Annotated in this window: 15 protein-coding genes; 10 read left to right on the top strand and 5 right to left on the bottom strand. The window is 71.1% G+C overall.

Going from position 1 to position 12,428, the window contains the following annotated elements; genetic code table 11:
- Positions 1 to 13: 13 nt before the first annotated feature.
- Entirely contained in the window at positions 14 to 898 is an 885-nt protein-coding gene (locus tag AB0I68_RS05465) for an alpha/beta hydrolase (RefSeq protein WP_363175869.1), read from the top strand.
- On the opposite strand, the gene AB0I68_RS05460 is transcribed toward AB0I68_RS05465, so the two are convergent.
- Positions 823 to 1,299 (bottom strand): hypothetical protein, encoded by a 477-nt coding sequence (locus AB0I68_RS05460; RefSeq protein WP_363175868.1) that lies wholly within the window; start codon positions 1,297 to 1,299, stop codon positions 823 to 825. The two genes, AB0I68_RS05465 and AB0I68_RS05460, sit on opposite strands and share 76 nt — an antisense overlap.
- A 125-nt stretch (positions 1,300 to 1,424) precedes the next feature.
- Here AB0I68_RS05460 and AB0I68_RS05455 point away from each other — a divergent pair, with 125 nt between their 5' ends.
- Positions 1,425 to 2,288 carry a helix-turn-helix transcriptional regulator gene (locus AB0I68_RS05455; protein WP_363175867.1) on the top strand — a complete coding sequence of 288 codons (864 nt, stop codon included), beginning with the start codon at positions 1,425 to 1,427 and terminating at the stop codon, positions 2,286 to 2,288.
- On the top strand, positions 2,285 to 2,527 hold the full coding sequence (locus AB0I68_RS05450) for a DUF397 domain-containing protein (RefSeq protein WP_363175866.1): 243 nt from the start codon (positions 2,285 to 2,287) through the stop codon (positions 2,525 to 2,527). Before AB0I68_RS05455 ends, AB0I68_RS05450 begins: the two co-directional genes overlap by 4 nt.
- 79 nt (positions 2,528 to 2,606) lie before the next feature.
- Here the strand turns inward: AB0I68_RS05450 and wrbA are convergent, their stop codons facing one another.
- On the bottom strand, positions 2,607 to 3,212 hold the full coding sequence (wrbA, locus tag AB0I68_RS05445; RefSeq protein WP_363175865.1) for an NAD(P)H:quinone oxidoreductase: 606 nt from the start codon (positions 3,210 to 3,212) through the stop codon (positions 2,607 to 2,609).
- A gap of 100 nt (positions 3,213 to 3,312) precedes the next feature.
- Here wrbA and AB0I68_RS05440 point away from each other — a divergent pair, with 100 nt between their 5' ends.
- Positions 3,313 to 3,900 carry a helix-turn-helix domain-containing protein gene (locus tag AB0I68_RS05440; RefSeq protein ID WP_363175864.1) on the top strand — a complete coding sequence of 196 codons (588 nt, stop codon included), beginning with the start codon at positions 3,313 to 3,315 and terminating at the stop codon, positions 3,898 to 3,900.
- A 65-nt stretch (positions 3,901 to 3,965) separates the two neighbouring features.
- A complete protein-coding gene (locus tag AB0I68_RS05435) occupies positions 3,966 to 4,424 on the top strand; it encodes a hypothetical protein (RefSeq protein ID WP_363175863.1) in 459 nt (152 codons plus the stop codon).
- 244 nt (positions 4,425 to 4,668) lie between these two features.
- Here AB0I68_RS05435 and AB0I68_RS05430 read toward each other — a convergent pair whose 3' ends face one another.
- Complete coding sequence (locus tag AB0I68_RS05430) at positions 4,669 to 5,952, bottom strand: adenylosuccinate synthase (RefSeq protein WP_363175862.1); 1,284 nt, start codon at positions 5,950 to 5,952, stop codon at positions 4,669 to 4,671.
- 184 nt (positions 5,953 to 6,136) lie between these two features.
- Here AB0I68_RS05430 and AB0I68_RS05425 point away from each other — a divergent pair, with 184 nt between their 5' ends.
- Positions 6,137 to 6,949 (top strand): diacylglycerol kinase, encoded by an 813-nt coding sequence (locus AB0I68_RS05425; RefSeq protein ID WP_363176112.1) that lies wholly within the window; start codon positions 6,137 to 6,139, stop codon positions 6,947 to 6,949.
- Between the two features lie 59 nt (positions 6,950 to 7,008).
- On the opposite strand, the gene AB0I68_RS05420 is transcribed toward AB0I68_RS05425, so the two are convergent.
- Positions 7,009 to 7,497: a MarR family transcriptional regulator gene (locus AB0I68_RS05420; RefSeq protein ID WP_363176111.1), complete on the bottom strand. Its 489-nt coding sequence runs from the start codon at positions 7,495 to 7,497 to the stop codon at positions 7,009 to 7,011.
- Positions 7,498 to 7,572: 75 nt separating this feature from the next.
- On the opposite strand from AB0I68_RS05420, the gene AB0I68_RS05415 reads away from it, so the two are divergent.
- Positions 7,573 to 8,478 carry an ABC transporter ATP-binding protein gene (locus AB0I68_RS05415; RefSeq protein ID WP_363175861.1) on the top strand — a complete coding sequence of 302 codons (906 nt, stop codon included), beginning with the start codon at positions 7,573 to 7,575 and terminating at the stop codon, positions 8,476 to 8,478.
- Positions 8,475 to 10,058 (top strand): ABC transporter permease, encoded by a 1,584-nt coding sequence (locus AB0I68_RS05410; protein WP_363175860.1) that lies wholly within the window; start codon positions 8,475 to 8,477, stop codon positions 10,056 to 10,058. Before AB0I68_RS05415 ends, AB0I68_RS05410 begins: the two co-directional genes overlap by 4 nt.
- A gap of 14 nt (positions 10,059 to 10,072) precedes the next feature.
- On the opposite strand, the gene AB0I68_RS05405 is transcribed toward AB0I68_RS05410, so the two are convergent.
- Positions 10,073 to 11,269 (bottom strand): cytochrome P450, encoded by a 1,197-nt coding sequence (locus tag AB0I68_RS05405; protein WP_363175859.1) that lies wholly within the window; start codon positions 11,267 to 11,269, stop codon positions 10,073 to 10,075.
- Between the two features lie 112 nt (positions 11,270 to 11,381).
- Between AB0I68_RS05405 and AB0I68_RS05400 the strand changes: the two genes are divergently transcribed.
- Both AB0I68_RS05400 and AB0I68_RS05395 read left to right on the top strand, forming a co-directional pair.
- Entirely contained in the window at positions 11,382 to 12,059 is a 678-nt protein-coding gene (locus AB0I68_RS05400) for a DUF6232 family protein (RefSeq protein ID WP_363175858.1), read from the top strand.
- Positions 12,056 to 12,415, top strand: coding sequence for a hypothetical protein (locus AB0I68_RS05395; RefSeq protein WP_363175857.1), 360 nt, complete (start codon positions 12,056 to 12,058; stop codon positions 12,413 to 12,415). The genes AB0I68_RS05400 and AB0I68_RS05395 overlap by 4 nt, the downstream gene beginning before the upstream one ends.
- Positions 12,416 to 12,428 lie beyond the last annotated feature (13 nt).

Raw genomic sequence — 12,428 nt, 5'->3', positions numbered from 1 at the left:
AGAGGTTGAGCCGATGACGGACCCCGCAGCCGAACGGGACGCCGCCGAGGCCGCCTCGGCCTTCGCCCACCCGCCGGTCGCCCCGGACACGACCGGCGCGTACGGGGACCACCCCGACCAGGTGATCGACTTCTACGCCCCGCGCGGTGACACCGCCGAGGGGGCGGCCCCGCTGGTCGTGGTCCTGCACGGCGGTGCGTGGCGGGCCCCGTACGACCGGCACCACATCACACCCCTCGCAGACTTTCTGGCCCGCCGGGGTTTCGCCGTCGCCAACGTCGAGTACCGGCGCGGCAGTTCCCTGCCGCGTCAGAACGCCGAGGGCCACGTGGCCGGCCGCTGGCCGGAGACCTTCGACGACGTCGCCGCCGCGATGGACGCCCTCCCGGACCTGGCCGCGGCCCACCTCCCGCAGGCCGACCCCCGCCGTACGGTCATCACCGGCCACTCGGCGGGCGGCCAGCTCGCGCTGTGGGCGGCAGCCCGGCACGTCCTGCCGCCCGAGTCCCCGGCCGCCTGGAGGCTGCCTTCCCCGCCGCTGCTGCGCGGCGTGGTGGCACTGGCCCCCATCGCGGACTTCGTGGCCTCGGAGGAGCTGGGTGTGTGCGGAGGCGCGTCCGCGCAGCTGCTGGGCGGCGCCGACCAGTGGGCGGAGCGCCTGCCGTTCGCGGACCCGGCGGCCCTGCTGCCGACCGGGATCGCGACGACCGTCGTCCACGGCCGCGAGGACATCGTGGTCCCGCCGTCGGTGGCCGAGTCGTACGTGGCCGCGGCGGCCAAGGCCGGGGAGACCGTGGGGCTGACCCTGCTGGACGACGTCGGTCACTTCCCGTTGATCGACCCGGCGGCGGACGCCTGCGCGGTGGTGGCCGAGGAGATCTCGCAACTGGCCTGGTAGACAAGGCCGACGCGGTACAGCAACAGGGCGTGCACGAAGCGGTCCTCCCGCGTCGGCGGACACCGCCAGGCCAGCGGCCAGGCGCCGTCGAGGGCCGGGACGGGGATGTACGTGGTCCGGCGCGGCCCCGAGGTGAGCCGCGTGAAGCCCGGTGGCCAGACCCGGTACGCGGCGCTCCCGACCGGGATCAGGAAGTACACGGGCCGCCGCCCGTTGGCCTGGACGACGATCGGCCCGGGGTCACCGCCAGTGAGCGTGCCGAGGAGATCGGCCAGGTCGCGTCCCATGTCACCGTCCACACGTACTGCGTCAAATAGCACGCCAGCCTTGCGGATTCCGATACCGGCGGCCGGAATCCAGCTGGGCGTACGGGAGTTGGGCGCGTGACTTTCTGTGTTCATGGCCCAAGCGTGATGGGTCAGGTCTACCGTTTTCTACGTCTCGGACTTGATAGGTGAGAAGTCTGGGGTGGCTGTGCCATGTCGTGGAGACCGTTTGAGTTCGTTTGATTTCGGGGGTGTTCGCAATGCCGAAGGCAGACGCCAACAAGGACAAGGAAAAGGACCGAAGCAGGGACGATGAGCGGCCGACGTCGCAGTACGTCGCCGAGATCGCGCGCATCATCCGCCTCGAGAAAGGCCTGACCCAGGAGGCCCTGGGGAAGATGATCGACTACACGGGTTCGGCGATCAGCGCCATGGAGACGGGCGCGCAGCCGGTGAGCGACCAGATGCTGGAGCGTCTGGAGCCGACCCTCGGCGAGGGGCGCGGCTTCTTCGAGGTGGCGCGTAAGTACGTGCTGATGGAGAAGTATCCCGTCCGCTTCCGGAAGTTCTCGCAGGTGGAAGCGTCGGCCTTCATGCTCTCCTCGTACCAGACGGTGGTGATGGACGGCCTGTTCCAGACCGAGTCGTACGCCCGGGCGGTGTTCAAGGGCAGCTATCCGCCGGTGTCGGACGCGAGGGCGGAGGAGCTCGTGGAGGCCCGGATGGCCCGCAAGGCGCTGTTCGATCGCGACCCGATGGCGATGATCGAACTGATCGTCGAAGAAGGGGTCCTGGAGCGCCCGTTCGGGAGTTGGGACGTCCAGCGGGGCCAGCTTTTGTCGCTCGCGGACGATGCACAACGCGACAACGTATCGGTGCAGGTCCTGTCCAAGCACCGGGGCCTGAAGGGCTCTCATGCCGGGGAGCGCGGCCCGATGAAAGTGGTGGAGACCGGGGATCATCATCACGTCGTCTACATGGAAATCAACGACGAGGGCATCCTCATCAGCAACCCGGCAAAGGTGTCCCGACTCGCCCAGCGGTATGCGAAGATCCGCTCACAGGCACTGGGCCCCGATGAATCTCTGGAACTCATCCAGCGGTTGGCAGGAGAACGGAAATGAGCACCAACACCCTGCAGTGGTTCAAGTCCAGTTACAGCGATGGTGGTGGTGGCGACTGCGTCGAGGTGGCCTACGGCTGGCGCAAGTCGAGCTACAGCGACGGCGGTGGCGGGGACTGCGTCGAGGTGGCGCAGTGCCCCCACGCCGTCCACGTCCGGGACTCCAAGCACCTCACCGGCTCCACCTTCACCGTGGCCCCCACGGCCTGGGCCGACTTCGCCGGCTGGGCCGCGCGCTGAGCGCACGGCCCGGCCAGGGCCCGTCAGGGCAACCTGGCCGCCGGTCGTACGGCACCGGCTCGGGCCCCGGCTCGGCGGCCTACTGGTCGGCGCCGGCCAGGCGGGTGGCGAAGGTGGCGAGGCGCTCGCCCTGGTAGCGGGCCGCGATCAGGGTCTCCTCGCTGACGGCGCCGCTGCTGGCCGGGTGAGAGGTGCCGTACGGGTTGCCGCCGGCACCGAAGACGACCGGGTTGGTGAAGCCGGGCGAGACGATGACCGAGCCCCAGTGGTGGAAGGTGTTGTAGAGGGCGAGCAGCGTGGACTCGTTGCCGCCGTGCGTGTTGTGGGCGCTGGTGAAGCCGGTGGCCGGCTTGTCGGCGAGGGCGCCCTGCTGCCAGAGGCCGCCGGTGGTGTCGAGGAACTGCTTCAGCTGGCCCGCGATGTTGCCGTACCGGGTCGGCGAGCCGATCGCGTACGCGTTCGCCCAGGCGAGGTCGTCCAGCGTGGCGACCTCGACGTCCTTGGTGTCCTCGACGTGCCGGCGCCAGGCCGGGTTGGAGTCGATGGCCGCGTCGGGGGCGAGCTCGGGCACCCGGCGCAGGCGGACCTCGGCGCCCGCCTTCTCGGCGCCCTCTGCCACGGCCTTGGCGAGCTCGTGGACGTTTCCGGTGGACGAGTAGTAGATGACCGCGACCTTGGCACTCATGGTGAGGACTCCCTGCGTAAGCGGATTGCTATCCGGTTCGATGGGTGAGAGTAAATCGGATAGTCATCCGCTTTGCAAGAGTGTCCGGTAGCCTCGGGGTATGAGCCGCATCGAACTCCCCGTCACCGGACAGGCCCCGCCCGAGCGCGCGGACGCCGCCAGGAACAGGCGGAAGATCCTGGACGCGGCGGCGCGGCTGGTCGCCGAGCAGGGGCCGGACACCGTGACCATGAACGCCGTCGCCCATGCCGCGGGCATGGGGGTCGGGACGGTCTACCGCCGCTTCGGCGACGTGAGCAGCCTGCTGTTCGCGCTGCTCGACGATGACGAGCGGCGCTTTCAGGAGGCGTTCATGACGGGGCCGGCTCCGCTCGGCCCCGAGGCGCCGCCCGCCGTCCGGCTGCGCGCCTTCCTGCACACCCTGGCCGAACGGCTCGTCGAGCAGCGCGCCGTGATGGCCGCGGCCGAGGCCGCGTCGCCGGGTGCCCGGTACGCCAGCGGTGCGTACCTGACCATGCACACGCACGTCGCCGTGCTGGTGCGCCAGACGCGCCCGGAGGTCGATGCGGCGGTCCTGGCGCATCTGCTGCTCGCCCCCTTCGTGCCGAGCCTGTTCGAACACCTCACGGCGCGGGACGTGCCGATCGGGCAGATCAAGGACGGAATCGACGCGCTGCTCATGCCCTGAAATGCCGCGGGGCGCCGATACTGGAGCGGATCGAGGACCGGCAGGGCTGAGGCTGAGGGGGACGAATGACCAGGTGGGGGCTGCTCGTCGAGCAGAACCTCGGGTCGGGCAGGACGCACCGGGTGTGGTCGGTGGGCATGATGGGGCACGTTGAGGGCACCCGTGAGGAGGCCCTGGCGGAACTGCGCCGCCGGGTCGAGACGTTCGAGCCGATGCATCCGCACAAGGTGCGACGCCGGGCGGTCTACCGGACCGGGGACGGCTTCCTGATGGTGCTGGAGGGGTCCTGGCAGGAGTTCCACTGCCGGTTCTCGGTGGCCGAGCAGCTCTACGACAGCGCGCCTCCTCCGGAACCGCCCGCCGAGCGCCGTCCCGAGTCCGAGTCCGAGCCGTGGGTCGCGCCCGCTCCCTGGACGGCGCGGGCGAACCCGAAGCCCCCGGCGCCGCCTGCCGCGCCGCCGAAGGCATGGGACGCGGACGTGCCGGCCTCCCCGTCGTGGCTCGACCGGGAAGACCCGGCCTGAGCAGCGGTTTTGCGAATCCCGCCCTGGAGGTCGGCCGGGGTCGGCACTCTGTACCCCGACCTGGATTTCGAACCTGATCAAGGTGGCGGTCCCGTTCCGGCCCGCGGCTACATGCACATGGCGATCTCCCGACCTGTTCGGCTACTACGAGTCCAAGTAGCCGACGGGCCGCCGGTCTGATCCACCGGCGGGTACGACGAAGGGGCGGTGCGCCGTACGGCGCACCGCCCCTTCGCACCACCGCCTAGAGGAACGAGTTGATCTCGATCGTCTCGGTACGGCCGGGGCCGACGCCGATCGCGGAGATCGGGGCGCCCGACATCTCCTCGAGGGCCTTCACGTACGCCTGGGCGTTCTTCGGGAGGTCCGCGAACGTCTTGGCCTTGGTGATGTCCTCGGACCAGCCGGGGAGGTTTTCGTAGATCGGCTTCGCGTGGTGGAAGTCCGTCTGCGAGTACGGGAGCTCCTCGACGCGCTTGCCGTCGATCTCGTACGCGACGCAGACCGGGATCTGCTCCCAGCCGGTCAGCACGTCCAGCTTGGTGAGGAAGAAGTCCGTCAGACCGTTCACGCGGGTGGCGTAACGGGCGATCGGCGCGTCGAACCAGCCGCAGCGGCGGTCGCGGCCGGTGGTCACGCCGCGCTCGCCGCCGATGCGGCGCAGGTCCTCGCCGTCCTGGTCGAACAGCTCGGTCGGGAACGGGCCGGCGCCGACGCGGGTCGTGTAGGCCTTCAGGATGCCGATGACGCGGCTGATCTTCGTCGGGCCCACGCCGGTGCCGGTGCAGGCGCCGCCGGCGGTCGGGTTCGAGGAGGTGACGAAGGGGTACGTGCCGTGGTCGACGTCGAGCAGGGTGCCCTGGCCGCCCTCGAACAGCACGACCTTGTCCTCGTCGAGCGCGTTGTTGAGGATCAGGGTGGTGTCGGCGACGTACGGCTTGATCTGCTCCGCGTACTGGAGCATCTCCTCCACGATCGCGGCGGCCTCGATGGCGCGGCGGTTGTAGAGCTTCGCGAGGAGCTGGTTCTTGCCCTCGAGCGCCGCTTCGACCTTCTGGATGAGGATCGACTCGTCGTACAGGTCCTGGACGCGGATGCCGATGCGGTTGATCTTGTCCGCGTACGTCGGGCCGATGCCGCGGCCGGTCGTACCGATCTTGCGCTTGCCGAGAAAACGCTCGCCGACCTTGTCCAGCGTCACGTTGTACGGCGTAATGAGGTGCGCGTTACCGCTGATGAGCAGCTTGGAGGTGTCGATTCCGCGCTCGTTGAGCCCACGGAGCTCCGACAGCAGTACGGCCGGGTCGACGACGACGCCGTTGCCGATGACCGGGGTGCATCCCGGGGACAGGATGCCGGAAGGGAGAAGGTGCAGCGCGTACTTCTGGTCGCCTACGACGACCGTGTGGCCGGCGTTGTTGCCGCCCTGGTAGCGCACCACATAGTCAACGGATCCACCGAGCAGGTCGGTGGCCTTTCCCTTGCCCTCGTCACCCCACTGAGCTCCGAGCAGCACAAGAGCGGGCACAGGCGTACACCTCTTCCGGATGGGGCATGTCCAAGGTCAGGGGGCGTACGACGATGTACACCGCAGGCTGAGCCGTCGGACCGGTACCCCGGAATAGACGAAGGCCCTGGCGCAATAGCGCAAGGGCCTCTTGCACAAAGATGCTACCCGAGGAAGGACCGAGGTGTCGGCTCCAGAGCCCACCATGAGCCATGCGGGCGCGCCGGTAGGCGGCCTTCTCATGCTCGTCGACCCGGTCGCCCGCCGTCTTGACGGCGAGTCCGTGCGGATCGCGAAGGATGTTCTGTCAGCGGGAGCGGCGGCGAAAATCTGCCTCCCGGATTCGCAGGAGGAGTTTGCGCGGGCACTTGCCCGCCGGGGTCATCGGCAGCCGGTGATCGTGGGCGACGACCGTGCCCTGGTACGGGCCGTCGGGCTGCTGCACCGGGAGCGGGGGTTGGGGGACGGGGCCGTTTCGCTGATTCCGGTGGGGCAGGTGGGCTCGCTGGGGCTGGCCCGGTCCCTGGGCGTTCCGCTGTCCGCGGTGGCGGCGGCGCGGTCGGTGCTGGACGGGTCCGTCCGGGTGCGCGACCTGCTGGTGGACGACAGCGACGGGGTGGTGCTCGGCGATCTGCGGATTCCACCCGTCCGGGCGGTACCGAGGCCGTCCGGGCCGTCGGTGTGGAGCGCGTACCGCTCGCTGGTCCGGACGCTGGTCCCGGTGGGGGCTTCGCTGGGCCACCCGGTGGGCCACCGGCTGCGGGTGGAGGCGGACGGGCAGGTCCTGGTGGACGTGGACCGGCCGGTGGAGGACCTCCGGGTGGTGCCGGGGCAGGACGGCCTGGCGGAGGTGACGGTCCGGGCGGCCGGCGGCCCGGTGGTCCGGGTGCGGGCGGGTTCGGTGACCGTGTCGGGCTCGGACTTCCGCTACCGGGCGGACGCGGTGGTGGCGGGCCCGGTCCGCCGCCGCACGTGGACCGTCCGTCCGGCGGCCTGGTCGCTGACGCTCCCCCACTGATCCCCTGGCCGGGGGAGGTGCCGGGTCCCGGGGCCGGTGGCGGCGGCCCCGGCCCGGGGCTACGGGAGGGGCAGGGTTGCCCGGTGGGCCCGCCAGCGGTCCATCATTCCGAGCATCTCCCCTTGCAGGAACTCGAAGAACGCCGCCGTCTCCGCCATCCGCGCCCCCGCCGGGGTGTCCGCGCCGAGCCCGGCCACGCCGTCGCGCAGGGTCTGCTCGAACAGCGTCAGCACCTGGTCCCGGCGGGTGAACGTCTCGTACCAGAGCTCGTTGTGCAGCACGTACCGGTCCCGCCGCGAGCCCGGCTCCCGCTCCCGGCTGACCATGGTCACCCGCGTCAGGTACGCCACCGCCCCCGACACCGCCGCCGGACTGATCTGCAGTGCCTCGCTCAACTCCGCCGACGTCATCGCCCCGCTGTCGCTCGCGAGCAGCTGCGCGAAGACCCGCGCGGCCATCCGCTGCATTCCCGCCTCGGTGAGCTGCGCGGCGAACCGCTCCACGAAGCGGGAGACCGCTTCCTCGCTCCGTACGTCTCGCACATCCATGTCGTCCGCCACCCTCCCGACTTTACGCGATTTCTTATCTTCATAATTTTGTGAAAGTAGCGTACGTTCAGAAACATGACGAAGGCAATCAGCATCGCCGGACTCCACAAGGCGTTCGGCCGCACCCGCGCACTGGACGGGCTCGACCTCTGCGTCGCCACCGGCGAGGTCCACGGCTTCCTCGGCCCCAACGGCGCCGGCAAGTCCACCACCATCCGGGTCCTGCTGGGCCTGCTGCGCGCCGACTCCGGAACCGCCGAGCTGCTCGGCGGCGACCCCTGGGCCGACGCCGTGGAACTGCACCGCCGCGTCGCCTACGTCCCCGGCGACGTCACCCTGTGGCGCAACCTGTCCGGCGGCGAGGTCATCGACCTCTACGGGCGGCTCCGCGGAGGCCTGGACCGGGCCCGGCGCGCCGAGCTCCTCGAGCGGTTCGAGCTGGACCCCACCAAGAAGGGGCGTACGTACTCCAAGGGCAACCGGCAGAAGGTCGCGCTCGTCGCGGCCTTCGCCTCCGAGGCCGAGCTGCTCATCCTCGACGAGCCCACCTCCGGGCTGGACCCGCTGATGGAGGAGGTCTTCCAGGGATGTGTCGCCGAGGCGCGCGCCGCCGGGCGGACCATCCTGCTCAGCTCGCACATCCTCAGCGAGGTCGAGGCCCTCTGCGACCGGGTCAGCATCATCCGCAAGGGCCGCACGGTGGAGACGGGCACGCTGGCCGATCTGCGGCACCTGACGCGTACGTCGATCAGCGCCGAGCTCGCCGGCCCGCCGAACGGCATCGCGCACCTGCCGGGCGTGTACGACGTGGAGGTGCAGGGGCTGAAGGTCCGCCTCCAGGCCGAAACGGACAAGCTGGACGCCGTGCTGCGCTCGCTCGCCGAGGCCGGTGTGCGCTCGCTGACCTCGACCCCGCCCACGCTCGAGGAGCTCTTCCTGCGCCACTACTCGGACGACGTCAAGGCAGGCGTGTCGCGATGAAGAACCAACTGGCCGGTACCGGGTCGCTGCTGCGGCTGGCGCTCCGCCGGGACCGCGTGATGATGCCGGTCTGGATCACGGTCGTGGCGATGCTGGTGCTCAGCCTGCCCGCCTCGCTCGAGTCGGTGTACGGGACGGCCGCCGAACGGGCCCGCCTGCTCGGCACCATGAACACCAACGGCTCGCTGCGCGCCCTGTACGGGCCGGTCTTCGGCGACTCGATCGGCGCCCTGACCGCATGGCGGGGCGGGGTCTTCGCCGGGGTGCTCGCCGGGATCATGAGCCTGGTCATCGTGGTCCGGCACACCCGCGAGGAGGAGGAGACGGGCCGTCAGGAACTGCTCTCCGCCGCGATGGTGGGGCGCCGGGCGCCGCTGACGGCCGCGCTGCTGGCGGCCCTGACGGCCAATGCGTCGGCCGCGCTCCTGGTGACGGGCGGACTCGCCGGGCGCGGTGCGGGCGGCGCGCCGGCCCTCGGGCTGGGCATCGGTGCCACCGGGATGCTGTTCGCGGCCCTGGCCGCCATCGCCGCGCAGCTCACCGAGAGCGCGCGGCTCGCGAAGGGGCTCACGGGTGCACTGATCGGCGCGGCGTTCGTGCTGCGCGCCGCCGGCGACGCGGGGAGCGCCGGGGGTTCGAGCGTGCTGACCTGGGTGTCGCCGCTGGGCTGGCTGGAGCACGTACGGGCCTTCGCGGCCGAACGCTGGTGGGTGCTCGGCCTGTTCGCGGCGGCCGTGGCGGTGCAGGTGGCGGCGGCGTACGCGCTGGCCGGCCGCCGTGACCTCGGCATGAGCTTCCTGCCGGCCCGGCCGGGCCCGGCGGAGGGCCGGCTCGGCAGCGCGGGGGCGCTGGCCTGGCGGCTCCAGCGGGGGAGTCTGCTCGGGTGGAGCCTCGGGTTCCTGGTGGCCGGGGCGGTCTTCGGCGGGATGACCGACGGGGCCACGCAGTTGGTCGGCGACAACGAGCGGACCCGCGAGATCATCGAGCGGATGGGCGGCCAGAGCGGGATCGCCGATGCCTTCCTCGCGACGATGACCGGGATGCTCGGCATGGTCGCCGCCCTGTACATCGTCTCGGCGGTGCTGCGGCTGAGCGGCGAGGAGTCGGGGCAGCGCGCCGAACCGCTGCTCGCGAACGCGGTCGGCCGGCTGCGGTGGGCCGGCGGCCACCTGGCCGTGGCGTTCGGCGGCTCGGCGCTGATCCTGCTGCTGGCGGGGCTCGGCCTGGGCATCGGGCACGGCCGGGGCCTCGAGGACACGGCGGCGGTGGTGGGTGCGACGCTCGCCCAACTCCCGGCGGTGTGGGTGATCGGGGCCCTGGCTGCCCTCCTGCACGGCGCCGCCCCGAGGTACGCGGCGGCCGCCTGGGCGGTGGCCGGGGGCGCGCTGGTGCTGGGCTGGATCGGCCCGGCGCTGAACCTCCCGCAAGCCGTCCTGAACCTCTCGCCCTTCGCCCACCTGCCCAAGCTGCCGGGCGCGCAGACCCTGGCCTGGGCCCCGCTGCTGGTGCTGACCGCGCTGGCGGCGGCTCTGCTGGCGGCCGGCCTGACCGCACTGCGCCGCCGGGACCTGGCCGCCTAGAACCTCGCCTTCGCCTAGAACTCCACGAGGAGTTCGTCCAGGCCGCGGATGACGTACCCGTCCCGCCACCGAGGCTCCCGTACGAGCTTCAGGGGCGGGACGCCGTCTGCCAGCAGGGCCCCGAACGAGGCGGTCAGCTCCCGCCGCGCGAGCGGAGCGCCCAGGCAGTAGTGGATCCCGGCTCCGAAGCTGAGATGCGGATTGTCGGCCCGTACGAGGTCCAGGGCGTCGGGGTTCTCGAAGCGGGCGGGATCCCGGTTCGCGGACCCGAAGAGCAGCGCGACCTCGGCTCCGCGCGGGATGACCGTGCCGCCGACCTCGATGTCGTCCAGCACCCAGCGCTCGAACATCTGGAGGGGGGTGTCGTAGCGCATGAGTTCATCCACAGCTGTGGACAACTTTTCGGAATCGAGCGAGGCGCGCTGCTCGGGGTGGCGGAAGAGGGTCCACCAGCCGTTGACGGTGGTGTTCACGGTGGCCTCGTGGCCGGCGTTCAGCAGGAGCACGCAGGTGGAGATCATCTCCTGCTCGCTGAGCCGGCCCTCCTCATCGTGGGCGGCGATCAAGCCGGAGATCAAATCCTCGCCGGGCTCCTTGCGCCGCTCGGCGATCAGCTCGCGCAGATAGGCGCTGAACTCCACGCTCGCCCGTACCGCCCGCCGCGCGGTCGCCTCGTCCGGGCGGAGCTCGAACATCCCGCAGATGTCCGCCGACCAGGGCCGCAGCAGCGCCCGGTCCGCCTCGGGCACCCCGAGCAGCTCGGCGATCACCGCCACGGGCAGGGGCTCGGCGACGACGGTGAGCAGGTCCCCGCCCCCGTCGGCGAGGAGCCGCCCCACCAGTTCCCGGGCGAGACGCTCCACGGCGGGCGCGAGCTGCTCCACGGTCCGCGGGGTGAACGCCTTGGACACCAGCCGCCGCACGCGTGCGTGGGCGGGATCCTCCAGGTCCAACAGGCCGTTCCCGTTGAGGACGTGGAAGGGCTCGTGCTCCGGGGGCGGGGCCTCGCGCCCGAACTCCTCGTGCGAGAAGCGGTGCAGGTAGGTCCGGCCCAGCCGGCGGTCGCGCAGCAGCGCGCTCACGTCGGCGTAGTGCGGCACGAGCCACTGCCCGGTGGCCTCCCACCACAGGGCGCGGCCCTGCTCACGCAGCTCGCGGTAGGCGGGGTACGGATCGGCGACAAACGCGGCATCCCACGGATCAAAGCCCATTGCTTCACTGTAGGAGAACGAGCCGGGCGCGGCCGGAAGTCGCCTTGCGGGGGCGGCGCGCCGGGAGTCTGATGAGGCTTCGTTTTGATGCGGTTCCATCTCAGGGGGAAGTGTGGACGCGACAGGGTCACCGACGCCGCAGCAGCCACCGCGGCCGTGGCAGCGGCCGCCGGCACCGCCGACGGCGCAGCCGCCGGCTCCGCAGCACCCGCCGGGTCCGCTCCCGGCCACCGCGTCCGCGCTGCCGGGCAGTCTGGATCTGAGCGTCACCAAGCGGCTGTTGTGGGTGGGCGGGGCGGTCTATCCGCTCCAGAACGTCGCCCGTGTGTACACGTTCGTCCTCCATCCACGCCGCAAGGAAGCGGTGCTGACCTTCCTGAAGCGGATGGCGCTCACGCTCCTGACGGCGATGGGGTTCACCCTGTTCGCCACCATCGCGAACTTCCTCACTCGGGAGAGCGAGAGCTTCGACGGCTTCCTCCAATTCATCTGGATCGCCGGTGCGGTCGGCGCGATCTACTTCTTCGCGGACATGATGTCGGTGCTGACCGCGTCCTCCCACTTCGTGCTGGCCGTCGAGTCGAACGGACAGTCGACCGCCCTGGTCACCGGGGAGACCGGCCACCTGAACCGGCTCGTCCACCAGATCGCCCACGCGATCGAGAACCCGGATACGGAACTCCGCGTGCAGGTGGAGAGGCTGACGATCAGCAACCCGAGCAACTACTACTTCGGCGACGCCGTGAACATGTACGGAGGCTCGAACAACGTGGGGATGGCAGCCGCATGAGCGGGGACAGCTACTACTTCGGCAAGACCGTCAACATGCACGGCGGTACGCGCAACACCGGCATGGTCAACCACGGCTCGGAGCCCGCCGCTGCCCAGCCGGCCGATCCCGCCCTCGCGGAGGCCGTCCGCGAACTGACCGCCCTGCTGCGGGAACTGCGCCAGAACGTGTCCCCGCTGACCGCGCAGTCCATCGACGACTCCCTTCCGGCCATCTCGGCCGACCCGGGCGCGGGGCGGCCGGAGGAGCGGCACCGGGCCCTGATGGCCGTCGCGGGCATCGCCGCCACGGCCGGGGCGATCGGCCAGCCCGTCCTCGACGCCGTACGGGCCGTCCTCGAACTCCTCGCGGTCTAAGGGCCGTCCCGTC

It is taken from the genome of Streptomyces sp. NPDC050448, assembly GCF_040655295.1.
Taxonomy (GTDB): domain Bacteria; phylum Actinomycetota; class Actinomycetes; order Streptomycetales; family Streptomycetaceae; genus Streptomyces.
The sequence above is the reverse complement of the archived record's forward strand: the minus strand, read 5'-3'. Positions and strand labels throughout refer to the sequence as shown.